Annotated in this window: 18 protein-coding genes; 9 read left to right on the top strand and 9 right to left on the bottom strand. The window is 70.3% G+C overall.

Annotated features, from left to right (window positions below; translation table 11 throughout):
* Position 1: 1 nt before the first annotated feature.
* Positions 2-574: an imm11 family protein gene (locus tag BHS09_RS38210; protein WP_140796229.1), complete on the top strand. Its 573-nt coding sequence runs from the start codon at positions 2-4 to the stop codon at positions 572-574.
* Positions 575-583: 9 nt separating this feature from the next.
* Here the strand turns inward: BHS09_RS38210 and epsA are convergent, their stop codons facing one another.
* The 5 genes from epsA to BHS09_RS38185 are packed head-to-tail and all read right to left on the bottom strand — an operon-like array spanning position 584 to position 5,739.
* Positions 584-1,399 carry an exopolysaccharide biosynthesis glycosyltransferase EpsA gene (gene epsA / locus BHS09_RS38205; RefSeq protein WP_140800535.1) on the bottom strand — a complete coding sequence of 272 codons (816 nt, stop codon included), beginning with the start codon at positions 1,397-1,399 and terminating at the stop codon, positions 584-586.
* On the bottom strand, positions 1,396-3,606 hold the full coding sequence (gene epsB / locus BHS09_RS38200) for a GH44 family glycoside hydrolase EpsB (RefSeq protein ID WP_140800534.1): 2,211 nt from the start codon (positions 3,604-3,606) through the stop codon (positions 1,396-1,398). Before epsB ends, epsA begins: the two co-directional genes overlap by 4 nt.
* 37 nt (positions 3,607-3,643) lie before the next feature.
* Entirely contained in the window at positions 3,644-4,201 is a 558-nt protein-coding gene (epsC, locus tag BHS09_RS38195) for a serine O-acetyltransferase EpsC (protein ID WP_140796226.1), read from the bottom strand.
* Between the two features lie 9 nt (positions 4,202-4,210).
* Positions 4,211-5,224 carry an exopolysaccharide biosynthesis glycosyltransferase EpsD gene (gene epsD / locus BHS09_RS38190; protein WP_140796225.1) on the bottom strand — a complete coding sequence of 338 codons (1,014 nt, stop codon included), beginning with the start codon at positions 5,222-5,224 and terminating at the stop codon, positions 4,211-4,213.
* The gene (locus BHS09_RS38185; RefSeq protein WP_237080086.1) at positions 5,221-5,739 is read right to left on the bottom strand and encodes a hypothetical protein; all 519 of its coding nucleotides are present in this window, start codon (positions 5,737-5,739) and stop codon (positions 5,221-5,223) included. Before BHS09_RS38185 ends, epsD begins: the two co-directional genes overlap by 4 nt.
* A 262-nt stretch (positions 5,740-6,001) precedes the next feature.
* On the opposite strand from BHS09_RS38185, the gene epsE reads away from it, so the two are divergent.
* The 3 genes from epsE (at position 6,002) to mgtE (ending at position 10,420) form a co-directional block, all read left to right on the top strand.
* On the top strand, positions 6,002-7,240 hold the full coding sequence (epsE, locus tag BHS09_RS38180) for an exopolysaccharide biosynthesis GT4 family glycosyltransferase EpsE (RefSeq protein ID WP_140796223.1): 1,239 nt from the start codon (positions 6,002-6,004) through the stop codon (positions 7,238-7,240).
* Between the two features lie 249 nt (positions 7,241-7,489).
* The gene (epsF, locus tag BHS09_RS38175; protein WP_140800532.1) at positions 7,490-9,055 is read left to right on the top strand and encodes a response regulator EpsF; all 1,566 of its coding nucleotides are present in this window, start codon (positions 7,490-7,492) and stop codon (positions 9,053-9,055) included.
* Positions 9,056-9,100: 45 nt separating this feature from the next.
* On the top strand, positions 9,101-10,420 hold the full coding sequence (gene mgtE / locus BHS09_RS38170) for a magnesium transporter (protein ID WP_140796221.1): 1,320 nt from the start codon (positions 9,101-9,103) through the stop codon (positions 10,418-10,420).
* 9 nt (positions 10,421-10,429) lie between these two features.
* On the opposite strand, the gene wzy is transcribed toward mgtE, so the two are convergent.
* A complete protein-coding gene (wzy, locus tag BHS09_RS38165; protein ID WP_174259023.1) occupies positions 10,430-12,013 on the bottom strand; it encodes an exopolysaccharide repeat unit polymerase in 1,584 nt (527 codons plus the stop codon).
* 57 nt (positions 12,014-12,070) lie between these two features.
* On the opposite strand from wzy, the gene epsH reads away from it, so the two are divergent.
* On the top strand, positions 12,071-13,378 hold the full coding sequence (gene epsH / locus BHS09_RS38160; protein WP_140800531.1) for an exopolysaccharide biosynthesis glycosyltransferase EpsH: 1,308 nt from the start codon (positions 12,071-12,073) through the stop codon (positions 13,376-13,378).
* Positions 13,379-13,387: 9 nt separating this feature from the next.
* Here epsH and BHS09_RS38155 read toward each other — a convergent pair whose 3' ends face one another.
* Together BHS09_RS38155 and BHS09_RS38150 are read right to left on the bottom strand one after the other, a co-directional pair.
* Entirely contained in the window at positions 13,388-14,743 is a 1,356-nt protein-coding gene (locus BHS09_RS38155; protein WP_140800530.1) for a sigma-54-dependent transcriptional regulator, read from the bottom strand.
* Positions 14,740-16,236, bottom strand: a complete 1,497-nt coding sequence (locus tag BHS09_RS38150; protein ID WP_237080085.1) for a sensor histidine kinase — start codon at positions 16,234-16,236, stop codon at positions 14,740-14,742. Before BHS09_RS38150 ends, BHS09_RS38155 begins: the two co-directional genes overlap by 4 nt.
* A 138-nt stretch (positions 16,237-16,374) precedes the next feature.
* Between BHS09_RS38150 and BHS09_RS38145 the strand changes: the two genes are divergently transcribed.
* From BHS09_RS38145 to BHS09_RS38130, 4 genes are all read left to right on the top strand, one after another.
* The gene (locus BHS09_RS38145; RefSeq protein WP_140800529.1) at positions 16,375-17,478 is read left to right on the top strand and encodes an efflux RND transporter periplasmic adaptor subunit; all 1,104 of its coding nucleotides are present in this window, start codon (positions 16,375-16,377) and stop codon (positions 17,476-17,478) included.
* 21 nt (positions 17,479-17,499) lie between these two features.
* Positions 17,500-20,676: an efflux RND transporter permease subunit gene (locus BHS09_RS38140; protein WP_140800528.1), complete on the top strand. Its 3,177-nt coding sequence runs from the start codon at positions 17,500-17,502 to the stop codon at positions 20,674-20,676.
* Positions 20,677-20,923: 247 nt separating this feature from the next.
* On the top strand, positions 20,924-21,175 hold the full coding sequence (locus BHS09_RS38135) for a hypothetical protein (protein ID WP_140800527.1): 252 nt from the start codon (positions 20,924-20,926) through the stop codon (positions 21,173-21,175).
* A complete protein-coding gene (locus tag BHS09_RS38130; RefSeq protein WP_237080084.1) occupies positions 21,172-22,671 on the top strand; it encodes a TolC family protein in 1,500 nt (499 codons plus the stop codon). Before BHS09_RS38135 ends, BHS09_RS38130 begins: the two co-directional genes overlap by 4 nt.
* Before the next feature lie 144 nt (positions 22,672-22,815).
* Here BHS09_RS38130 and BHS09_RS38125 read toward each other — a convergent pair whose 3' ends face one another.
* Positions 22,816-23,613, bottom strand: a complete 798-nt coding sequence (locus BHS09_RS38125; protein ID WP_140796215.1) for an alpha/beta fold hydrolase — start codon at positions 23,611-23,613, stop codon at positions 22,816-22,818.
* Positions 23,614-23,688: the final 75 nt, after the last annotated feature.

Genomic DNA, 23,688 nt, shown 5'->3' with positions numbered 1-23,688 from the left:
CATGCCGAGCCGCTACTTCAAGCTGACCGAGGACAGGCAAGCGGGAAATTGGGACCTGGGTGACCCCTTGGACGCGCAAGGGCACGAGGTAGACGACCCGTGGGCGTACGCCGCCGGTCGCCCCATCCACAGCCCAAGCGTTCGTCTGACCGTTCCCGTTGAGGCGCCTGGAAAGCGGCTGGACTTCTGCACAGCGGGCATTGGCGTGACGCCCGTGGTGCACGTCAAGGTGGCCTCGCTCTTCGCGGAGCTGGCCCCAGGAGACGTGCAGCTCATCTCCGTGGACCTTCAGGGACAACCGGACCAGTACCTCATCCTCGTCGCCACCCAGCTCATTCGCTGCATCGACGACCATGCAACCCGAGAGGTGCTGTACTGGAAGCCCGAGGACGAAAGGCCAGAGAAGCTAGGCCAGTATCGCTCCGTCGCGGGTCTGCGCATCGACCCCACGAAGGTCGGCGGCGCCAAGGTGTTCCGTACCTGGGGCTGGCCCATTGCCCTCATCGTCTCCGAGGACCTCAAGGTCGCCCTCGAGCAATCCGGGGCCACGGGGATGAAGTTCACCCCCGTGTGACGCGGGCGGCTACTCCGGCTTCTTCGCGCCCGTCCGCTGCCAGAACTCGCGCAGCAGAATCGTGGCGAAGCGGGAGTCATTCAGGATGTACCGCCGCCACAGGCGCTTGGGCTCGTTCACCAGGCGGTACAGCCATTCGAAGCCCGCCCGCGAAATCCACACAGGCGCGCGCTTCGCCGTGCCGGCGATGAAGTCCAGCCCCGCGCCAATGCCAATGGCCACCGTGGGGCCCAGCTTGGATGTCACCTGCGAAATCCACACCTCCTGCTTCGGGCTGCCCAGCGCCACCAGCAGCAGGTGCGGGTCCTTCTCGCGAATCTTCGCGACAATCGGGTCGTTCTGCGCGTCGCCGCCGTCCACACGCACCATGGGCGAATCCCAGCCCACCACCTCCACGCCGTACTGCTCGCCGACGATGCGGCCCACCTTCTCCGCCACGCCGGGGCCCGCGCCCAGCAGGAACACGCGCCATTTGCGCTCCGCCCCCAGCTTCATCAGCGGGAGGATGAGGTCCGAACCGGCGATGCGCTCGGGCAGCGGCACGTCCATGGCGCGCGAGGCCCAGACGATGGGCATGCCATCCACCACCGAAATCGTGGCGCGTGAGTACGCCTCGCGGAACTGCGTGTTGTCCTCGGCCAGCACCACGTGGTCCACGTTGGCGGTGAACACGTAGCCGCCCTGGCGCGAGTCCACCAGCCGGCCAATCTCCGTCACCGCCTCCTCGAAGGTGAGCTGGTCGATGGCGAGCTGGCCGATGTTCAGGCGCGCTCGGCCAGTGGTGAACGGGGTCTGTGGGGGGACGGGCGTCGCGGCGGAGCTCATGGCTTCTTCACCGTCAGGTCGAGCACGGTCATGGAATAGGGCGGCAGCCGCTGTGTCAGGGAGCCCGCGGCCTTCGCACCGGGAGTCTGCTCGGTGAACCCCCCAGGTGCGCCCGAGTAGCCCAGCACGCGCACGCTGTCGAGTGTCCCGCAGCCCTTGAGTTGAATCTGCGCCTGAGCGGCCTGGTCCGGGTCGAAGTTGAGCACCACCGCCACCAGCTTGCCGCCCGCCTCGTCGCGCGAGGCGAACACGCTGGTGCCCTCGGCGGCCTTCGCGGGCACCCACCAGTCCTGGAAGTGGCTGCCCTTGCCGTCGAAGTTCCGGAACGCGCGGAACGCCCAGAACACCGGCGAGCCCTCGGTGGGGTACTGCCAGAAGTAGGCGGAGTAGATGTTCTCCTGCGCGAAGCGGCCCAGCGTCTCGGCCTGGGCCAGTCCGCCGCTCATGTGCCGGAAGGCGCCGAAGTTGTACTCACCAATGGAGATGCGCAGGCCCGGGTAGTTGTCGGCGATCCATTCCTTCATGCGCGGAATGAGGCGCACGGGCTCGCCAATCCAGGACTCGTCCTTGTACGTGGGGTCCCACAGCCCGCGCGTGGAGCGGATGCGGCGCGCGTTGGTGGCGGGGTCCGTGTTGCCTTCCAGTCCGACACCGACGTTCGTCTGTGGATAGAAGTGCAGGTCCACGATGTCGAGCAGCCGCACGCCCGTCTTCTTCTCGTGCTCGCGAAGCTGCCGCAGGTACCAGGGCAGCAGCGGCATGTTGCCGTGCGCGCGCCGGTCGGCGTGCGGCATCTTCCCCGGCGTGAAGTCCGCCGCGGACCACAGGTAGTTCGTCCAGCCCCACTCGGCCGGGCCCGCGATGAGGCCCTCCGGGTCTTCCCTCCGCACCACCGTGCCGTAGGCAATCGTGCGCTCCAGCAGCCCGTCATACGACAGCGGCTCCGGGTGCACGTCGCGGTGCGTGGAGTTCCAGAGCATGGGCTCGTTGTCCAGGATGTACGTCTGGACGCTGCGCTGGCCCCGCTCCTGGTCCTTCTTGCGGATGGCGCGGATCCACTCGGCGACGAACTCCGGAGGGGCCTCCATGCTGGTGAGGGACGGCGAGCTGGGCTTCAGCGGCGTGCCATCCCGGGCGAGCCCGTTGCCCGAGCCGTTGTCCTCCTGCTGCTGCGGGCCGAAGCGCGACACGGGGAAGCCCACCGACTTCGTGTCCTTGGCCACCCAGCCCAGGATGGGCACCGTCAGCGCGGACGTCATGCCGTGCTTTCGGTTGGACTCCAGGAAGTCGTCGTAGCTCAGGCCAATGTCGACGTTCTGGTAGAACCAGTCGTTCGCGGTGTTCCACGCGCCGCCCAGCTTCCAGTTGTAGCGGGACGTGGGGTTGCCGCCCCAGCGGCGCGTGGTGGCGCCCACCTCGTACTGGTGCTTGTCGCGCTTCTCCGTCAACCCGTCGAAGGCGATGCCGTAGATGAGCGGGCTGATGCGGTGGCTCGGCGCGGTGCAGTCGATGGTCATGGGCGCCTCGCGGCCACTGCCCTGGCCCGTGCGTCCGCCCCCCGCGGCCAGCGCGGCGGCCAATTCGGGCGGCAGCGGCACCAGCGCCACCTTGTCGAACAGCACCCATTCACGGCCCACGCTCTTGGACGCGCGCAGCACCACGCGGTCGAACGGCTGGCCGCGCGGGTTGAGCTGCTCCATGGGGATGACGATTTCCGACCACTCGCCGTCCTTGCGGACCTGGAGCTCGGGGATGATGGGGACGCGCGGGAAGCTGGCGGCGCCCGGGGCGTCCAGGCGGACCTCCAGGAACTCGCCGAAGGACTCCGGAGCGCTGAACCGGAACGACAGCGCGCCGAAGGTGCCCTCCAACTTCGGCCGGTAGAGAATCCACCCAGCGTAGTTGAACAGGCGCATGCGCGCCGGAGCGCCCTTGGGGAGCTCGCGCTGCGCCCAGCCGAGGTCCTTCCAATTGGAGGCCAGGCCTCCGTCGTACAGCATCACCGGCACGGTCTTTTCCGTGCTGGTGCCTGACGTCGTCGCCGCGGCGCCGCTTGTATCCGCCGCGTTGCTCGTGCCCGGCGCTGCCGTGGCCGCGCTGCTCGCTCCCGGCGCTTCCGCACCGACGGCCCGCGCCACCGTCACGGTGCCACCGGCCAGCAGCGCACCCGCCAGTACAGCGGCGCCAGCCTTCGTCCGCGAACGCATCACTTCATCCTCCATGGGCGGCGCCCGCCCCACCACGCTAGAGCGCGACTTCGTCCGTGTCCTTGCGCGGGAAGATGCGGGCGGGAATCCCCACGGCCACGCTGTCCGGCGGCACGTCCTGGAGCACCACCGCGTTGGCGCCGATGCGCGAGCGCGCGCCGATGCGCACCGGTCCCAGGATGCGGGCCCCCGCGCCAATCCAGACGTCATCCTCGATGACGGGATAGCCGTTGTCCTTCGCGGTGCCCACGGTGTTGTTCCCGTAGAATCGCACGCGGTCGCCAATGCGCGCGTCGCCGCCGATGACGACGCCCAGGCTGTGCACGAAGTACACGCCCTTGCCGAGCGTGACGTCCTTGCCAATCTCAATCCCCATCACCGCCGTCTGCGCCACGCGCAGCACGTGGTTGACCAGGGGGATGCGGTAGGCCAGCGCGGCCTCGCGGGCGCGGTTGAGCGCGGTGATGCGGTACGAATCACTGGTCAGCACCACCTTGGCAATGGACTTCGCGTCCGAGCTGCCATTGGCGGCCTTCGCCAGCTCCAGCGCATCCGTGACGAGCGAGCCAATCATCGATTCCCTGGCCTTCAGCATGGTGTGTGACTACTCCCCCCGGCCCTGCAGGTAGCGAGCGACCTCGCGGGCAATGCCCGTCCAGCCGCCGGCCTCGCCGCGCGCGCCGCGCAGATACTCCATCCCGTACACCACGGAGGTGCCGGCGAAGGCGGCCTTCTCCAGGCCCAGCTTGTCCGCGGCGTTGGCGGCGTGCATCACCGCGCGCGTCAGCACGCGTGACGCGTCCGGCGCCACCAGGGTGGCGGCCAGCAGCGGGCGGGTGAGCGGATTGGTCTGGAAGAGCAGCCGCCACGGATTGACGTCACGCACGTCCGGGTGCTTCCGGGCCACCTGCGTGTCGAACATGCCGTAGCGGTGCGCGCGCTTCAGCCAGCGCTCGAAGGACACGTGGTCACTGCCGTGCAGCACGTACGCGTCACGCGCGAAGACGAAGGCGCAGCCGGCCTTCTCCAGCCGCACGCCCAGCTCCACGTCCTCCGACTGTCCCAATGACTTGTCGAAGCCGCCCACGCCCACGTAGTCCGCGCGAGGGAAGGACACGTTGCCGGTGAACAGGTGGACGCCGCGGGCGCGGGCGCCGGGCGTGGAGAGCTCCTCGGCCATGCGGTTGTTGAGGTACGCGTACCAGCGCTCGAACAGCGGCATGTCGCCAATGGATGGGTCCGGCCGGATGCGGCCCAGCACCACGGTGCGCGAGCCCTCCGGGTGGTGGGCCAGGTGCCGCTCCAGGAAGTCCGGGGCCACCTGCATGTCGTCATCCGTGACGAGCACCACTTCGCCCCGGGCGGCCATGACGCCCCGGTGCCGGGCGGCGGCGGCGCCCGCGTTCTGCTGCACCTCCACGCGCAGGGTGTAGGGCAGGGCCAGGGCCTGCAGCGGCTCGCGGGTGGGCTCCTTGGAGCCGTCGTCCACCACGACGACTTCGAACTGCTCGGGCGGCAGCGTCTGCCCCGCCAGTTGCCACAGCAGCCGGGTGATGAGAGGCAGCCGGTTGTACGTGGCGATGACGACGCTGAGCCGGGGCGCGGAGGTGGAGCTCATGCCTTCTTCTTCTGGGAAGACGCCCGGCGCTGCTTCTTCGTCAGCCGGGGAAAGGTGACGCTGCCGAGGAAGCGCTCGCGGCCCACGAACTCCAGTGTCTTGCTGGCGGCGCCGAAGTCCGTCTCGCCCAGGGTGACGCAGAGGAGGCAGCCGTCGGCGGCCAGCGCCAGGGGCAGGCTGGCCGGACGGGTCATCAGCGAGTCGATGACGGCGACGACACGCTCGCCCCGGGACACACGCTCGCGCAGCTCCTGCACCTTCTGCGCGGCGGCCGTGGGCGACAGGCTGGTGGCGTCTTCCAGGTGGATTTTCTGCGTATAGGCGTAGGGCGCGCCCGCCTCCAGCACGGCCGTGGCGGCCTCCAGCGCCGGAGCCCCCGGGTGGGCCGGCACCACCGTGAGGAAGCTCCACGCGTGGCGCTCCAGGGCGAACCACAGCCGTTGCAGCGCCGGGGACGGAATGGCGCTGTCGGTCGAGGTGGCGTCGGCGGGAGGTGCGCTGGAATCGGCTGCCATGGGGAGGGGCTCGGTATAGCGCAACGCGTGGCGTCGGCCCAACGGCCTCTCCGGGCAGTCCGGGGCGCGGCGGCCCGCCTGGCCGCCGCGGAGCGCGCCTGTGACGCGCGACGGTCAGCGCCTCCCGGACCGGGCGTTCCGTCGCGCGCTCCCCAGGCGGCTCGGCGGGGCTCGCGAAGCCCTCCCCACCGCGAGCGTGAAGGGCGTGTGACGGGCTGGGTACGCCCCTACCCACGCCGTGGCAGGGGCAGGCAGGCGTGTTATGCCATCCACTGTGCAGAAGATTGGCTATTTGATTCCCGAGTTCCCCGGACAGACTCACATCTTCTTCTGGCGCGAGCTGCAGGCGCTGCAGGGGAAGGGCGTGACGCCGGAGCTGGTGTCCACGCGTCCGCCTCCCGCGCGCATCATCTCGCACAGCTGGGCGCGCGAGGCCATGTCGCGCACGGAGTACCTGGCGCCTGCGGGGCCGCTGGGGGTCGCCAAGGCCGCCGCGGAGGTGGCCCGCGCCATGCCCACGGGCTGGGCCCGGTGCCTGGCCTCCATCGCCCGAGCGGAAGGGCTGGACGCGAAGGGCCGCGCGCGGCTGTTGGCCTTCGCCGTCATGGGTGGCCGGCTGGCGTCGCTGGCGCGGGAGCGGGGCTGGACGCACGTCCACGTCCATTCATGCGCCAACGCCGCGCACGTGGCGCTCTTCGCGAACCTCCTGTCGGGGTTGCCCTACAGCCTGACGCTGCACGGGCCGCTGGACGACTACGGCCCCAACCAGCGCGAGAAGTGGCGGCACGCGCGGTTCGCCTTCGTGATTACGAAGAAGCTGCTCAAGGAAGTGAATGACGAACTGGCCGGCGCGCTGCCGTCGCGCATCGAGCTGGCGCCCATGGGCGTGGAGCTGCGCAAGTTCAACCGCTCCGTGCCCTACTCGGCGTGGACGGGTGAAGGCCCGCTGCGCATCTTCTCCTGCGGCCGCCTCAACCCCTGCAAGGGCCACGCGGACCTCATCGACGCGGTGGGGATGTTGCGCGCGAAGGGGCTGGACGCGCGGCTGTCCATCGCGGGCGAGGACGAGGCCGGCGGCACCACGTACCGCAAGGTGCTGGAGGCCAAAATCCAGGAGACGGGCCTGGGCGACGCGGTGACGTTGCTGGGCGCGGTGAGCGAGGACACGGTGCGCGGTGAAATCGAGCGCGCGCACATCTTCTCGCTGGCCAGCCTCCAGGAGCCGCTGGGCGTGGCCATCATGGAGGCCATGGCCATGCGCGTGCCCGTGGTGGTGACGGGCGCGGGTGGGGTGCCGGAGTTGGTGGATGACGGTGTGGACGGAATCCTCGTGCCCCCGCAGCAGCCCCACACCCTGGCGGACAGGCTGGAAACCGTGGCGCGCGACCCCCAGGAGGCACACCGGCTGGGTGAGGCGGGCCGCCGCAAGGTGGAGACGACGTTCAGCAGCGAGCGCAGCGCGGACATGCTCGCGCAGATGCTCCAGCGGGCGGTGGTGTAGCAGGCCACACGGTAGGAGGTCCCGCCGCGCTGGAAGGTGTTGCCGGGCCGTCACTGGCCCGGTGCGGGCTTTCAGCGGACTGGTCGGAGTCCTGGGACGGCACCATGATGGGGCCGTCCTGACCGGGGGGCGCTGGGTTCGCCCGCCTGGCAGAGACCCGCGGGCACGGCGGGTTGGACCCGTTGCCATATCCCCCCACGGCGCATGACCGCCAGGGGGCAGGCACGAAGGGAGTCATCGCGGGTGAAAATGCCCGAGCAACCCACGTTCCATGCGCCCACCCGGCTGGAGCCGCTCGCCACGAGTGTCCTGCTGGTGGACGACAACGCGGCCAACCTGCTCGCGTTGGAGGCCGTCCTGGAGCCGCTGGGCCAACGGTTGGTGAGGGCGTCTTCAGGTCCCGAGGCCCTGCGATGGCTGCTTCGGGAGGAGTTCGCCGTCATCCTGCTGGACGTGCAGATGCCCGGCGTGGACGGCTTCGAGACGGCCCGCCTCATCCGCCAGCGCCAGCGCACCCGCTACACGCCCATCATCTTCCTCACCGCGCACGGCCGCGACGAGGCCCACCTGGTGCAGGGCTACGCGGTGGGCGCGGCGGACTACGTGGTGAAGCCCTTCCATCCGGATGTGCTGCGCTGGAAGGTGGAGGCCTTCGTCGGGCTGTACCTCCAGCAGCAGCGGCTCCAGCGGCACGAATCCGCGTTGTGGGCGCGCGAGCGCCGGATGCTGGAGCAGCAGGGCGAGCTGCGCTTCCGCCGGCTGGTGGACACCATGCCCCAGTTCGTCTGGGAGCTGCTGCTGGACGGCACCATCGGCTACGCCAACCGGGGCTGGCTGGACTACGCGGGGCTGTCGCCGGAGCAGGGGCGGAAGTGGAAGGACACGCTGTACTGCCTGCACCCGGAGGACGTTCCCAGCCTTCGGCACGCCTGGCAGGAAGCCCAGTGCAAGGGCCACTCGCTGGAGCAGGAATGCCGGCTGCGGCGGGCGGATGGCGAGTACCGCTGGTTCCTGACGCGCACGATTCCAGAGCGCGACGAGCAGGGGCAGCTCGCCGGCTGGGTCTCCACGGCGACGGACATCGACGACGCGCGCCGGGCGGTGGAGACGCTGCGGGCGGCCAGTGAAGCGAAGGACATGTTTCTCACCATGGCGGCGCACGAGCTGCGCACGCCGCTGCAGGCCGCGCGGGGGTATGCGCATCTGGCCTCGGTGAAGGCGGGCGACACGCTGGCGCCGGGCGTGGACAAGGCGCTGCACGGCATCCACCGCAGCGTGAATCGCATGGCGAAGCTGGTGGAGAACCTGCTCGACGTGGGGCGCATCCAGCGGGGCGAGCTGCCCCTGGAGCCGAAGTCGCTGGACGTGGGCGCGCTGCTGCGCGACGTGGCCGAGCACTTCGAGCCGCTGCCCGAAGGCCAGCACATCGAGCTGGACGCCCCCGAGGGACTGGTGGTGCCGGGAGACCGCGAGCGGCTGGACCAGGTGTTCACCAACCTGGTGTCGAACGCGCTGCGCTACTCACCGGAGGGCGGGCGCATCCGGCTCGCCGCCCGCGAAGAGGCGGGACGCGTGCACGTGGAGGTGGTGGACCACGGGTTGGGCATTCCCGGCGAGAAGCTGGAGGACATCTTCGAGCGCTTCATCCGCGCGCACGGGATTTCCTACGGCGGGCTGGGTCTGGGCCTGTCGATTGCGCGGGGCATCGTCGAACGCCACGGCGGGCGCATCTGGGCGGAGTCCCCTGGCAGCAAGGGCGCGGGCAGCACCTTCCACGTCGTGTTGCCGGTGGGGCCGGACAAGCCCGCGCCATGACGCCGTCGGGCCGCCTGCCTTGGCTGGCGGAAGAGGGGGAGGCGGATGGAGCCCGAGGCCGAGCCGGTCCACGAAGACGAGCTGCGTGACGCGTGGCCGGCGCTGTCTGCGCGAGAGCGGGTGGAGGGCTTCCACCTGCTGCCGCCCGAGCGCGCGCGGGACTTCTTCGCCACCCTGGAGCCTCCCTCGCAACTGGGGTTGCTCGAGGCGCTCTCGCCCGGGGAGCGGGGCACGTGGCTGCGGGTGCTGGCGCCGGACGACGCGGCGGACGTCGTGCGGCGGCTGCCTCCCGAGGCGCGGGAGGCCTGGCTGGCCCTGCTCGACGCGCCGTCCCTGCGCGAGGTGCGGGCGCTGCTGGCGTATGGCGAGGACGCCGCGGGTGGGCTGATGAACCCGCGCTTCGTCCGCGTGCGGCCGGAGCTGCGCATCGACGAGGCCCTCAGCTACCTGCGCCGGCAGGCTCGCGAGCAGGTGGAGACCGTCTACTACGCCTATGTCCTGGACGCGGCGCAGCGCCTGGAGGGCGTGGTCTCCTTGCGCCAGCTCTTCCAGGCCACGCCGGACAAGGCGGTGCGGGAGGTGATGCGCACGGACCTGGTTCGCGTGCGGGAGGACACGGACCAGGAGGAGGTGGGGCGCCTCTTCGCCCGGTACGGCCTGGGGGCCATCCCCGTGGTGGACGACCAGGGGCGGATGAAGGGCATCGTCACCGTGGATGACATCGTCAGCGTGGTGCAGGCGGAGGCCACCGAGGACATCCAGAAGGTGGGTGGCACGGAGGCCCTGGGGGCACCGTACCTGGAGGTGGGCCTGCCCGCCATGCTGAAGAAGCGCGCGGGCTGGCTGCTGGTGCTCTTCCTGTCGGAGATGCTCACCGCCACCGCAATGACACGCTACCAGGACGAGATTGCCCGCGCGGTGGTGCTCAGCCTCTTCGTTCCGCTCATCATCTCCGCGGGAGGCAACGCCGGCAGTCAGGCCTCCACGCTGGTCATCCGCGCGCTGGCGCTGGCGCAGGTGCGCCTGCGGGACGTGGGCCGCGTGCTGCGGCGGGAGCTGCTGTCCGGCCTGTCATTGGGGCTGGTGCTGGGCTCGGTGGGCGTGGCGCGCATCCTGCTCTGGCAGGTGCTGTTCCACCTCTACGGCGAGCACGCTTTCCGGGTGGCCCTCACGGTGGGGCTGGCGGTGCTGGGCGTGGTGACGTGGGGGACCCTGGCGGGGTCGATGCTGCCGTTCCTGCTGCGGCGGCTCGGCTTCGACCCCGCGAGCGCGTCCGCGCCCTTCGTGGCCACGCTGGTGGACGTCAGCGGGCTGGTCATCTACTTCACCACGGCGGAGCTCATCCTCCGGGGCACCCTGCTGTAGCCGCCGGGCTCAGCGCTGGCTCGCGGCGGGAGGCGGGGCGTCCTCGTTGGGATAGGTGATGGCGCCCGGTGGTGGCACGGGCGCCGCGGGCGCGGGGCCCAGCAGCCGGCTGTGAGGCATGGGCCATGCGCCGGTGTGCACGGCGAGCTTCCCCGTCATGGCCACGGCCAGCGATATCTGGAACGTGCAGATGTACGAGATGATGCCCATGTCCCCGAACACCTGATTGATGTACGTGGCCACCAGCCCCACGATGATGAGCGCGGCGGCGCGGTACTCCGATACGTCGGTGCGGTGATACGAGCGCACCACCAGATAGATGGTGACGGCCAGGTACATCCACACGCCCGTGTAGCCCAGCATCCCCCCGAACGCGAACAACCCCAGCAGTGAGTTGTGCGGGTGGAAGCGGTACTGGGGGAAGACGAAGGCGATGTCCGGCAGTGGGATGGGCTCCAGGAACTCGTGCCCGTAGCCGGTGCCCAGGATGGGGAACTGGGCCCACGTCGCGATCATGTCCAGGTTCTCGATGTCGCGGTAGTCCAGGTTGCCTTCGCCGCCCTGGCCGTCAATCAGCGAGCGGATGGTCTGCACTGGCGCGAAGACGGACGAGCCGGAGTTCCACCCCGCCGCGATGTACACGACGACGAAGGGCGCGAAGAACGGCAGCGTCCGCACCAGGAACCGCTTCAGCGGCGTCCACGGGTTGATGAGGAAGGCCGCCAGCAGGCAGCCGGCGAAGCTGACATAGGCCAGGCGCCGGTCGTTGAAAATCATGCCAATGCCAATGAAGGCGATGATGGCCAGACCGCGCAGCATGTGCGCGGACTTGGGCTTCTCGACGAAGCGCAGCGTCGCCACCAGCAGGGCGAAGACGAACGTCATCGAGTCGGAGTGGGACGTGGTGTACTCCACCTCCACGCCCAGCTCGTGCACCACCACCATGGCGAAGTAGGTGCTCACCGCGGACTTGGTGAGGCCCGCCAGGATGATGGTCTTCGCGAAGGCGGGCCAGTCCTCCGGGCCCCGCATGGCGTAGTGATACATCGCCACGATGAAGGGCATCATCGCGGCCTGGTGCCATTGCCACAGCGAGTTCTTGATGTCTCCGCCCCGGGCGATGCCGCGCACCTCCATCCAGAGGATGGCGACCAGGGACAGCGCCACCACGGCGATGAGCGGCCGGGGCATGGGCAGCGGTTCCGGGTCGATGGTGGACTTCGTCACCCGCCGGTACATCGCCAGCCCCATCAACCCGACGATGAGCACGTCCACCAGCGGGAAGCGCAGCGCCCCGATTTTGGTGATGTAGCTGAGCTGCGCGAACATCAGTTCGCCCAGCGGGTGGAGCGGTGAGGGCCACAGACCGGACTGGGGCCGCTCTGGCACGTAGTCCACCGCCAGGACGAGCCAGGTCACCACCAGCACCGGGTACTTCACCGGCACCTTCAGGATGACCCACACCACCCCCAGGCACAGCACGGGGGCCAATGCGACCACGGGGTGGATGACGGCGCCGCCCACGGTGGCCAGCACCAGGAAGGCAAGCAGTGCGCCGTAGCGCAGGTAGGGCGGCCGGTCGGGTGCGTACATCGAGACCCGGAGGAGGCTACATCCGGAGAGCGGGTTGGGATAGATGGAGTGGCACGTATGCCTGCTCCCCGCCCACGCGTCCTCCTGATTGCCGAGCTGTGCAACCCCGACTGGGTGAGTGTCCCTCTCGAAGGCTGGTCGCTCTACCGCGCTCTGGCCGAGGTGGCGGACGTGCACCTGGTCACCCACGTCCGCAACCGGGAGAACATCCTCAAGCAGGGCGTGCAGGAGGGCTCGCAGTTCACCGCGCTGGACTCCACGCCGGTGGAGAAGCCGCTCGACAAGGTGGGCGAGGTGCTGCGGGGGAAGACGGGGGTGGGCTGGACGACGGCCACCGCGCTGAGCGCGCTGCCCTACTACTACTTCGAGGAGGTGCTCTGGCGCCGCTTTGGCCCGCGCATCGAGGCGGGTGAGTTCGACCTGGTGCACCGCTACACGCCCATCAGCCCCACCACGCCCAGCACGCTGGCGGCGCGGTGCAAGAAGGCGGGCGTGCCCTTCGTCATGGGGCCGCTCAACGGTGGCCTGCCCTGGCCCAAGGGCTTTGGCGGCGCGCGGCGGCGGGAGAAGGAGTGGCTGAGCTACATCCGTGACGTCTACAAGCTGATGCCCTTCTACAAGTCCACGCGGGAGAACGCGTCCGCCATCATCACCGGCTCGCGCGCCACGCGGGGGCAGGTGTCGGGGCAGTGGCAGGGCAAGACGGTGTACGTGCCGGAGAACGCCATCGACACCCGGCGCTTCGGCACGGAGAAGTCGGAGGGCCCGGTGGAGCTGCCCCTGCGCGTGGCCTTCGTGGGCCGCTTCGTGCCGTACAAGGGCATGGCCATGCTGATGGAGGCCGCCGCGCCGCTCATCCGCGAGGGTAAGGTGGTGCTGGAGTACATCGGTGATGGCCAGGAGATGGCCAACCTCCGGGCCCAGGCGGCGCGCGAGGGCATCGAGTCCGGCGTCACCTTCGCCGGCTGGGTGAAGCACCAGGAGCTCCAGGGCCGGCTGGCGAAGAACCACATCTTCGGCTTCCCCAGCGTGCGCGAGTTCGGCGGCGCGGTGGTGTGCGAGGCCATGGCGCTGGGGCTGGTGCCCATCGTCATGGACTACGGCGGCCCGGGGGAAATCGTGAGCCCGGCCACCGGCTTCGCCATCCAGATGGGGACGCCGGAGGAAATCGTGCAGCGCGTGCGCGAGGTGCTGACGAAGCTGGCGGCGGACCCTTCCGTCATCCGCCCCATGGGCGAGCGCGCCCGGGAGCGCATCTTCAAGTACTTCACCTGGAAGGCGAAGGCGGAGCAGGTGCTGGAGGTGTACCGCTGGGTGAAGGGCGAGCGCGGCCAGCCGGACTGGGGCATGCCGCTGGCGGACTGAGGCGCGGCCTCACTCGTCCAGGTCCAGCTTGCGGTACAGCGTGCGCCGGTTGATGCCCAGGATGCGCGCGGCGGCGGCCTTGTTGCCGCCCTGCGCCTCCACCACCCGGCGCACATAGGCGCGCTCCACCTCTTCCAGGGGCGCGTCCTCTCCCGAGGCACGGCTGAGCAGCGACGTCAGGCCGCTGTCGCCACTGCCCGGCAGGTCGAAGTCCTCCGGCACCAGCGTGTCGTGGTCCGCCAGGGCCACCGCGCGCTCCAGCAGGTTGGCCAGCTCGCGCACGTTGCCGGGCCACGCGTGGGCCATCAGCCGCTTCATCGCGTTGGCGGACACGCCCAGCACCTCGCGCTGCTGCTGCTCGCCCAGGCGCCCGAGGAAGAAGTCCACCAGGGGCAGGATGTCCTCGCGCCGCTCGCGCAGCGGGGGCACCTCGATGCGGATGACGTTGAGGCGGTAGTAGAGGTCCGCGCGGAAGCGGCCTTCGCGCAGCAGCACCTCCAGCGACTGGTTGGTGGCGGCCAGCACGCGGGCGCGCACGGGTGTCTCCGTGCTCGAGCCCAGGGGCCGCACGCGTCCCGTCTCCAGGGCCTGGAGCAGCTTGGCCTGCACCTCCAGCGACAGCTCGCCCACTTCATCCAGGAAGAGCGTCCCGCCGCCGACCGACACGAAGACGCCGGCCCGGTCCTCGCGCGCGTCGGTGTAGGCGCCGCGCCTGGCGCCGAACAGCTCGCTCTCCGCCAGCCCCGAGGGCAGGGCCGCGCAGTTGAGCTGGAGGAAGGGCTGGGTGCGCCGGCTGCTGGATTCGTGGATGAAGCGCGCCAGGGCGCTCTTTCCGGTGCCTGTCTCGCCGGTGAGGAGCACGGTGGCGTCGCTGCGCGCCGCGCGGCGGGACACCTCCAGCGCCTTCTGCATGGCGGGGCTGCGAGCCACCAGCCCGCCGGGCGTGTCGCCGGGGACGGCCGCGCGCAGGCGCACGATTTCGCGGCGCAGCTGCCGCTCGCGGAAGGCGCGCTCCAGCGTGAGGACGAGCGCGTCGATGTTGAAGGGCTTGGTGACGAAGTCGCAGGCGCCGGCCTTCACCGCCGCCACGGCCAGCTCCACGCTGCCGAAGGCGGTGATGAGCACCACCAACTGGCCCGGCTTGCGCGTCAGCAGCGCCTCCAGCACCTCCGTGCCGCGCAGGCGGGGCATCTCCACGTCGGTGATGACCAGGTCGAAGGACTCGCGCTCGAAGAGGGCCAGCGCCTCCTCGGGCGAGGTGCGCCCCACCGTCTCGTATCCCCGCGCGTCCAGGGACTCGCAGAGGAAGTCCACCACCCCCGCGTCATCATCCAGGATGAGCAGGCGCTTTCTGGGAGTGCTCATACCGCCCCCGTTCCTTCTTCCTTCTCGGAAGGAATGTGCACGATGAAGTGAGTGCCCTGGCCCGGGCGTGACGTCACCGTCACGGCGCCGCCGTGCTCCGCGACAATGGCCTTCACCACTGGGAGGCCCAGGCCCGTGCCGCCGTGGGTGCTCCAGGTGGAGAAGAAGGGCTCGAAGACGCGCTCCAGCGCCGCGTCATCCATGCCCACGCCGGTGTCCTCCACGGACAGGCGCACGCCGTGGCGCTCGCGCAGGCCGGGGGCGGGCTGGAAGGTGGACGGCGCCAGCGTCACCCGCACCTCGCCGCCTCGGGGCGTGGCGCGCAGCGCGTTGGTGAGCAGGTTGAGCGCCACCTGCTGCAGGCCATCTCCATCCGCCAGTACGCGCGGGAGCGGCTCCTCGGCATGGAACGTCAGCCGGACGTCGCGCTTGCGCGCGTCGAACTCCAGCAGCTCCACCACCGCGCGCACGGAGGCGAGCGCGTCCAGGGACTCCAGCCTCGACGGCTTGCGGCGGGCCAGGTCCAGGAGCTGGCGGACGATGCGCTCGATGCGCTCCGACTGCTCCACCAGGATGCGCGCGTTGCGCCGCACGTCGTCGGGCAGCTCGGCGCGCGCGGCCAGGGCCTGGGCCCGTCCGTTGAGGATGAGCAGGGGGGAGCCGATTTCGTGCGCCAGCCCCGCGGACAGCTGTCCCACGGCGGCCAGCTTGTCCACGCGCCGCAGGCCCGCCTCCAGTGCCAACCGTGACTCGGCCTCGGCCGACAGCCGCTGCCGCGCCTCGCCCAGCTCCTTCACCATGCCGTTGAAGGCGTGGACGACCTCGCCCACCTCGTCGTTACCGCCGGGCGTCACGGTGGCCGTGAAGTCGCCGCCGCGCACCGCGCGCATCGCCCCCACCACGCGCTCCAGGGGACGCTGGAGGTAGAGCATCAGCAGCAGCCAGCCCACCAGGGAGATGCCAGTGATGAGCGTCAGCACCGACAGCACGGTGGAGCGGCTGGTGGACTCCAGGTCCTGCCGCAGCCCGTCCAGCGGCTTCACCACGGCGAGCGCCCCCACCACGGCGGTGCTGTCGTCGCTGTGCAGGGGCAGGACGATGAGCAGGTGCGACAGCTTCTTGGGGCCCGCGAAGTGGGTGAGGGAATGGCGTGTCTTCAGCACTCGCCGGGAGGCATCCTCCACCAGGTGCAGCGTCTTCGAGCTACCAGGTGAGCGCACCACCGGCACGGCCTGGGCGTCGAAGACGAAGACGTCCACGGTCGGGTCTCTGTGGTCCAACGACTCGAGGATTTCGTTCACGTCCGCCGACTGCCCGTCCCGCAGCGCGTTCTCCATGGCCACCTGGAGCGCCGTGGCCAGCAGCCGCGTCGCCTGCTCGGTGGCCGTCCGCAGGTCGTGCTCCTCCTTCCGAAGCAAGCTGTAGCCGTAGGAACCCAGGATGATGGCGCTCGTCAGCGTCAGGCCCAGGCCCAGTTTCGTGGAGATGCGCACGCCGGGCACTGTGGCGAAAGTGCACAGGTGGTTCAATAAGCACCAGTCACGCCTGCTCGCTGGGCGTCGTCATCCTCAATGATTCCCATGGGTTGAAGATTCTTCGCGGTGGACCGGGACTTGCCCAGGGGCTGGGGCATGAACAGGACCCTGCTCCTTGGCCTCTGGGCCTTCTCCGCCGCCTGCTCGGGCGCGGCCACCTCATCCGCTCCCGCCGAGCGCGCCGCGCCCGCCCCCCTGAAGGAAGGGGTGGTGCAGCTCGCCGAGGCCTCGCGGGCCTTCGTCACCGTCACCCCGGTGAAGGCGGACGCCAGCAGCGCGGCGCTTCAGGCCCCCGCGCGCGTGGCCTTCCGGGACGGGGCGCTGTCGCGGCTGGTGGCGCCGCTGGCGGGGCGGGTGATGAGCGTCCACGTGCGCACCGGCGACACGGTGAAGCCGGGCGACGCGCTGGTGACGCTGGACTGCCCGGAAGCCGCGGCGTCGCGCACGGCGGTGGCCACCGCGACGGCGGCGCTGCGCGAGGCCCAGTCCGCCTTCGAGCGCGAGGCCCGCATGTTCGAGCAGGGCGTGACGACCGAGCGTGAGCGCCTGTCCGCGGAGACGCGGCTGGCGGAGGCACAGGCGGAGCTGGCGCGGGCCCAGGCATCCGTGGGCTTCGTGGGCACCGGCAGCGGCACCACCGTGGTGCTGCGCGCGCCCATGGCGGGCACGGTGCTGAGCCGGAGCGTGGCGGAGGGCATCGCCGTGCAGCCGGGCGGAGACGTGCTGGTGGAGGTGGGGGACCCTTCGGCGCTGTGGGTGATGGCGGACGTGTTCGAGCGCGACCTGCCGCTGGTGCGTGAGGGCGCGCGGGTGCGGGTGACGATGCCGTCGGTGCACGCGCCGCTGGAGGGGAAGGTGGACTCGGTGGGCGCGGTGGTTGCGGGCGGCTCGCGGACGGCGCCGGTGCGCATCACCCTGGAGACGCAGGAGAAGGGGCTGCGGCCCGGCATGTTCGGGCGCGTGCGCATCGACTCGCCGGACGCCAGCCTGACGCTGCCGGTGGAGGCGGTGCTGCTGCGCAACGGCAAGGAGTCGGTGGTGTACGTGCAGCAGGAGGTGGGCACCTATGTGCGGCGCCCCGTCGTCGTCGCCCAGCCGGTGGAGGGGCGGGTGCAGGTCATCGCGGGCCTGTCACCGGGGGACCCGGTCGTCACCCGGGGCGCGCTGCTGCTGGATGGCGCGGCCGACCAGCTTCTCTAGGCACGGCGAGGACTCCCACCCATGTTGCGAGCACTCATCGCGTTCTGTGTCCGGAGCCGCCTGCCCGTCCTGCTGCTGACGCTGGGCATCGGCCTCTTCGGTGTGAAGGCCTACCTGGAGACGCCCGTGGAGGCGTTTCCGGATGTCACCAACCTCCAGGTGAATGTCATCGCGCAGATGCCCGGGCTGGCGCCCGAGGAAATCGAGCGGCAGGTGACGGTGCCCCTGGAGCGCGTGCTCAACGGCACGCCGGGCATGGTGCAGATGCGCAGCGAGAGCCTCTTTGGCCTGTCGCTCCTCTTCCTCACCTTCGATGACGGCGTGGACCCGTTCAAGGCGCGCACCATCGTCGGGGAGCGCATGTCCAACGCGGACATGCCGGACGGCGCGGACGTGCGGCTGGCGCCCGAGGCCACGCCGCTGGGCAAAATCTACCAGTTCCGCGTGCTGAGCGACCGGCACACCCTGACCGAGACGCGCTCGGAGATGGAGTGGAACATCGCGCGGCACCTGCGTCAGGTGCCCGGCGTGGCGGACGTGCTCAGCCTGGGCGGCTTCCTCAAGGAGTTCCACGTCCAGGTGGACCCGTCGCGGCTGCTCGCGCACGAGCTCACGCTGGCGGACGTCACCGAGGCGCTGTCGCGCTCCAACCGCAACGTGGGTGGCGGCTTCCTGCGCCAGGGCGACCAGGAGTTGCTCATCCGCGGGGTCGGCTATCTGCGCGGCGCGCGGGACGTGCAGAGCATCGTCCTCAAGAGCGAGGACGGCACGCCGGTGACGGTGGGCGACGTGGCGCGGGTGGTGGCGTCGCACACGCCGCGCCGTGGGTCGGTGAGCCACAACCTGGACATGGACGTCACCGAGGGCGTCGTCCTGCTGCGCCGAGGGGAGAACCCCAGCACGGTGCTGGAGGGCGTGCACGCGAAGGTGGAGGAGCTGAACTCGCGGGTGCTGCCCAAGGGCATGCGCATCGAGGCCTTCTATGACCGGAACGTGCTGGTGGGACACACGCTGTCCACGGTGCATCACAACCTGCTGCACGGCGCGTTGCTGGTGGTGGCGGTGGCGTGGCTGTTCCTGCGCAGCCTGCGCTGCTCGCTCATCGTCGCGTCCGTCATCCCCCTGGCGCTGCTGACGGCCTTCATCGGCCTGAAGATGGTGGGCCTGCCCGCCAACCTCATCTCCATGGGCGCCATCGACTTCGGCATCCTGGTGGATGGCGCGGTGGTGCTGGTGGAGAACGTGTTGCACGAAGCGGGCGTGCAGCGGCCCCGGCGGCGCAAGGAGATGCTGGGGCTCATCCTGCGCTCGGCGCTGGATGTGGCGCGGCCGACGTTCTTCGCGATGGCCATCATCATCGCCGCGCTCATTCCCGTCTTCACGCTGGAGCGCGTGGAGGGCCGCATCTTCCGGCCGCTGTCGCTGACGTACAGCTTCGCGCTGGTGGGCGCGCTCGTCTTCGCGCTGACGGTGGTGCCCGCCCTGTGCGCGCTGTTGCTGCGGCCGCAGGACGCGGAGGTGAAGGAGCCGAAGCTGCTCACCACCCTGCGGGAAGGCTACGGCCGCGCGGTGACGTGGCTGATGCCGCGCAAGACGCTGGTGTTCGCGAGCATGGCGGCGCTGGTGCTCGTCACCGGTGTGGTGGGCTCGCGGGTGGGCAGTGAGTTCCTCCCGGAGCTGGACGAGGGCGACATCAACATCTTCGTGGAGATGCCGGCCAGCATCTCCCTGGGCAAGGGCGCGGACATTCTCCTGGAGGTGCGGCGCAGGCTGCTGGACTTCCCCGAGGTGAAGGAGGTGCTCGTCGAGCAGGGCCGCCCGGAGGACGGCACGGACAACGAGGCCGTCAACATGGGCAAGACGTTCGTCCGCTTCACGCCCGAGGAGACGTGGCGCAAGGGCTGGGACAAGGAGCGGCTGGTGCGGGAGATGCGCGCCTCGCTGCTGGAGATTCCGGGCGTCAGCTTCAACTTCTCGCAGCCCATCAAGGACAGCGTGGAGGAGGCCATCAGCGGCGTGCGCGGCAAGGTGGTGCTGAAGATTTTCGGCACGGACCTGGCGGCCATGCGCGGCACGCTGGAGCAGGCCGTCGCGTCGCTCCAGAAGGTGGAGGGCGTGGTGGACCTGGGGCTCTACCGCGACTCGAGCGTGCCGCAGCTCCAGGTGGTGCTGGACCGTCCCGCGCTGGCGCGCGCCGGCATCGACGTGTCCACCGCGCAGGACCTGGTGGAGACGGCCCTGGGCGGCCGGGTGGTGACGGAGCTGTGGGAGCAGGAGCGGCCCGTCCCGGTGCGCGTCATCCTGCCGGGTACGGAGCGTGACGACGAGGCGCGCATCGGCGGCATCCTGGTGCCCACCGCCAGTGGCGGACACGTCCCGCTGCGCGAGGTGGCGCGGCTGGAGAAGGCGCTGGGCCGCGCGAGCATCAACCGCGAGGCGAACAGCCGCACCCTGGCGCTGAAGTTCAACGTGGAGGGGCGCGACATGGGCTCCACCATCCAGGAGGCCATGGCCACCGTGGAGAGAGAGGTGACGGTGCCGGAGGGCACGTTCCTCAAGTGGGGCGGCGAGTTCGAGAACCAGGAGCGCGCGCTGGGCCGGCTGGCGGTCATCGTGCCCATCTCCTTCCTGGTGGTGTTCGCGTTGCTCTACGCGGCGCTGGGCTCCATGCGGAGCGCGAGCGCGGTGCTGGCGGGGGCGCCCTTCGCGATGTGTGGCGGCGTGCTGGCGCTGGCCGTCACGGGCATCCCGTTGTCGGTGAGCGCGGCCGTGGGCTTCATCACGCTGCTGGGGCAGGTGTGTCTGGCCTCGCTGCTGGTGGTGAGCGCGGTGGATGACCGGCGGAAGGCGGGCGAGTCCCTGGAGGCAGCGCTGCCGGCGGGCGCGTCCAGTCGCTTCCGCGCGGTGCTGATGACGGCGCTGCTGGCGATGCTGGGGTTGATGCCGGCGGCACTCTCCAGCGGAGCGGGCAGCGAGACGCAGCGGCCCTTCGCGGTGGTCATCATCGGCGGGTTGGTGACGGCGGTGCTGGTGTCGCTGTTCGCGCTGCCGGCCTTCTACTCCGTCATCGTGGGGAAGCATGCCGCGTCCACGGGTTCGGGGGACGACGAGGACGATGAGGACCTGGACGCTGGTGTGGAGCACATCGGTCCGAAGGGGCACGGCCCGGAGCAGGGCACCGCGGGGGTGGCGGCATGAGGCGCTTCATGGGGACGCGAGTGACTGGGTCGTCTTGCGGATGCAGCCGCATGCGCCATTTCGGCGGGCTGCGAGTCCCGCGCGTGGCGGGAGCGCCTGACGGGCGCGGGGGTGTTCCGCGGGCCGGAGGTCCCTCTCGGGGCTGCTGGCGTCAGGGCGAGGTGACGGTATGAGGCGCTTCATCGGAACGAGAGTCCGGAGAAGACCTCCCGGCGGTGTGTCCGGTGGTGGCGGAGCAAGGCGCGGAATGGCGGGCCGCAAGGCCCGGCACCGCTGGAGCATCGAGGCGCATCGGCGGGACACCGGTTGTGGGCCCGTCCTGCGGAGTGGTTTGCGTTCAGCGAATGGCGGCTTGAAGCGCTTCATGCCGGTGCGTGCCCACTGGGCGCTGCCGGAGACGGAGCCGTGCGGCGCCAAGCGGGGTTTCAGCCCCGAGGGAGTGTCATGTCTGTCGTTGGTGACGGAAGGCGTTCAGGGCGAGGCGGAGGTCACGGAATGAAGCGGTTCATCGTATGGGGCGTCCTGGGCACGTTGGCGGCCGGGAGTGCCGGGGCGGCGCAGGCCGGGACGCTTTCTGTGGAGCGTCTCGCGCCAGAGTCGATGCACTCTGTCGCCACACCGCCGGACCGGCTCACGCATGCGCGGCATCGGTCCAATATGCCTCCGCCGGAGCATGCCTCGCAGGAGTCGATGCGGCCTGAAGTCTCGCTGCCAGACCGAGTCACGCAGGCGCATCCGCCGGAGCTTCTCGCATTGGCGCAGACGCGGTCCGAGACCCAGTCGGCCCGGTCTTTGGAGGAGCTGAAGCGGTCCGAGGCGGCGCCTCCAGAGCGCATCACCCTGGCGCAGGCGCTGTCGCTGCTGGATGAGCGCAGCCCCTGGGCCGCGGCGGAGCGCTCGCGCATCGACGTGGTGGCAGCGGACCGGGTGGAGGCGGGCATCCTGCCCAATCCGTCGTTCAGCTACGGCACGCAACTCCTGGCTGCGGGCGTGAATACCGGCTCGTCGGTGGTGCACGAGCTGTCACTGGAGCAGCCCCTGCTTATCTTCGGGCAGCGCGGCGTGCGTCGCGAGCTGGCGGAGCGCAATGTGTCCGCTGAGCAGGCGCGGGTGAACGCCTCTCTGGCGGAGCGAGCGCTGGCCGTGCGCGAGGCCTTCGCGGCGCTGCTGACGAACCAGGAAGAGCTGCGCGTGCTGGAGGAGACGGCGGTGGACCTGGGCCGCGTGGAGAAGGTGGTGAAGGGGCGCGCCGCGGCGGGTGACTCCAGCCGGTACGACGTGGAGCGCATCGAGGTGGAGAGCCGAGCCCTGGAAGTGGAGGTGCTGAACGCGCGTGCCAGCGTGGACGACGCCTCCGGCCGGTTGGCCGCGCTGCTCGGCATCGAAGGGTGGCACCCGAGGGCGCAGGGCTCGTTGCGCACCACCGAGTCCCTGCCCGACCTGCCGCTTCTGTGGGAGTCCGCCCAGCAGCGTCGGCCGTCGCTCGTGGCGGCGCGGGCACGGCAGGCGGTGGCGCGCGGTGGCCTGGACGTGGCCCGCCGGGACCGGCTGCCGGTGCCGGCGGTGGCGGCGGGTGTCATGCTCACGCGGAACGAGAAGAGCACCATCGCCATGGTAGGTGTGGGCCTGCCGCTGCCCCTCTTCGACCGGAACCAGGGCTCCATCGCTCGGGCGTCCGCGGAGATTCAGGCCGAGGCGCGCGCACTGGAAGCGGAGCTGGCCGAGGCCCGCGCGGAGCTGTCCCGGGCACACGCGGTCCTGGAGGGACGCAAGGGCGCGCTGGCGCGTCTGGAGCACGACGTGGTGGAGCGCCTGCCCACGGTGCGCCGGATGGCCGAGGACGCCTACCGCGAGGGCCGCGGCAACATCCTGGAGTTGCTGGACGCGTTCCGCTCGCTCAAGGACATGCGGGTGCTTCACCTGAAGCAGCAGGAGACGGTGAAGGTCGCGGAGGCCTCGGTGCTCTTCGCGGCGGGGTTGGACACGGCGCCCTGACGGGAGTGCCCCGGCATGGCGGGGCATCACTCCAGGCGCGGGCGCGGGACTCAGGGCAGGGTGGGGACGCGGTCGAAGTCCATGGTGCTTGGTGACGGCGGCCCCGACGGCGCGGTGGGGAGACTCGAGCGCGGGTTGCAGCAACTAGGTCAGCTCGCGCAAGAACGATGCGACCACGGCTCCCAGGCGCTCGGGTTGTTCGAACGGAAGGCCGTGGGCGGCGTCCTGTACCTGTTCGATTCGCACGCGTGGGTTGAGGCTCCGCAGCTCCATTGCCATCTCGAGCGTGACGACGGGGCTGCGGTCCCCAATGACGAGGAGGGTCGGGACGTCAATCGCGCTCACCACGTCGCGATACTCGGGATTGGGCGGCGTGAGAACGTCGAAGGCGCCCATGCGGGTTTTCAGTCTCGCCTCGGCGAGAAGGTCGATGATTTCGGGCGAGCGATGCGGGTTGCGGGCTCGGGCATGTGCAACGAGGTCAGACTTGTTCAAGCCGAGGGCCCGGCGGTGTTGGTCGGCGACGTCGCTGTCGTGCACCTCGCGTTGGCGCTCGGGACTCAAGAACGTCGGGTCGACCAGGATGAGGCCGCGGATGCCCCCCATCCCTCGACTGGCCACCACCGCGGCGGTCATTCCACCCATCGAGTGGCCAAGCAGGACCGGACGAGAGAACTCCAGGCCGCGGATGAGGCCCACGACGTCGCTCGCGTGGTCGCCGTACCGGTAGCCGTGGTGCGGCGTGCTCGAACCGCCGTGCCCTCTGGCATCGGGCATGACGACGTCGAACTCACCTTCGAGCACGCGCGCCAAAGGGGTCCAGCAGGCGCCGTTCCCCATCAGTCCATGGAGCAGAACGACGGGAGGTTTGGCACCTCCGGTCCGGAGGTAGTGGATGTGGATGCCGTTCGTTTCGCAGACTCCGCTCATCCAGGTCGTCATGGAACTGTTTCTACATGATCGCGAGGCCAGCTCCCCGCGAGCCAGCGCCCTGGGGGGACCGCACCAGGCGCGAGC

The sequence above is a fragment of the Myxococcus xanthus genome, from assembly GCF_006402735.1.
GTDB lineage: Bacteria > Myxococcota > Myxococcia > Myxococcales > Myxococcaceae > Myxococcus > Myxococcus xanthus_A.
The sequence above is the reverse complement of the archived record's forward strand: the minus strand, read 5'-3'. Positions and strand labels throughout refer to the sequence as shown.

Excerpts from the sequence above, each read along its gene's own strand:
- BHS09_RS38210 (WP_140796229.1), top strand. The coding sequence starts at position 2 with ATGCCGAGCCGCTACTTCAAGCTGACCGAGGACAGGCAAGCGGGAAAT.
- epsA (WP_140800535.1), bottom strand. The coding sequence starts at position 1,399 with ATGAGCTCCGCCGCGACGCCCGTCCCCCCACAGACCCCGTTCACCACT.
- epsB (WP_140800534.1), bottom strand. The coding sequence starts at position 3,606 with ATGCGTTCGCGGACGAAGGCTGGCGCCGCTGTACTGGCGGGTGCGCTG.
- epsC (WP_140796226.1), bottom strand. The coding sequence starts at position 4,201 with ATGCTGAAGGCCAGGGAATCGATGATTGGCTCGCTCGTCACGGATGCG.
- epsD (WP_140796225.1), bottom strand. The coding sequence starts at position 5,224 with ATGAGCTCCACCTCCGCGCCCCGGCTCAGCGTCGTCATCGCCACGTAC.
- BHS09_RS38185 (WP_237080086.1), bottom strand. The coding sequence starts at position 5,739 with ATGGCAGCCGATTCCAGCGCACCTCCCGCCGACGCCACCTCGACCGAC.
- epsE (WP_140796223.1), top strand. The coding sequence starts at position 6,002 with ATGCCATCCACTGTGCAGAAGATTGGCTATTTGATTCCCGAGTTCCCC.
- epsF (WP_140800532.1), top strand. The coding sequence starts at position 7,490 with ATGCCCGAGCAACCCACGTTCCATGCGCCCACCCGGCTGGAGCCGCTC.
- mgtE (WP_140796221.1), top strand. The coding sequence starts at position 9,101 with ATGGAGCCCGAGGCCGAGCCGGTCCACGAAGACGAGCTGCGTGACGCG.
- wzy (WP_174259023.1), bottom strand. The coding sequence starts at position 12,013 with ATGTACGCACCCGACCGGCCGCCCTACCTGCGCTACGGCGCACTGCTT.
- epsH (WP_140800531.1), top strand. The coding sequence starts at position 12,071 with ATGCCTGCTCCCCGCCCACGCGTCCTCCTGATTGCCGAGCTGTGCAAC.
- BHS09_RS38155 (WP_140800530.1), bottom strand. The coding sequence starts at position 14,743 with ATGAGCACTCCCAGAAAGCGCCTGCTCATCCTGGATGATGACGCGGGG.
- BHS09_RS38145 (WP_140800529.1), top strand. The coding sequence starts at position 16,375 with ATGAACAGGACCCTGCTCCTTGGCCTCTGGGCCTTCTCCGCCGCCTGC.
- BHS09_RS38140 (WP_140800528.1), top strand. The coding sequence starts at position 17,500 with ATGTTGCGAGCACTCATCGCGTTCTGTGTCCGGAGCCGCCTGCCCGTC.
- BHS09_RS38135 (WP_140800527.1), top strand. The coding sequence starts at position 20,924 with ATGGCGGGCCGCAAGGCCCGGCACCGCTGGAGCATCGAGGCGCATCGG.
- BHS09_RS38130 (WP_237080084.1), top strand. The coding sequence starts at position 21,172 with ATGAAGCGGTTCATCGTATGGGGCGTCCTGGGCACGTTGGCGGCCGGG.
- BHS09_RS38125 (WP_140796215.1), bottom strand. The coding sequence starts at position 23,613 with ATGACGACCTGGATGAGCGGAGTCTGCGAAACGAACGGCATCCACATC.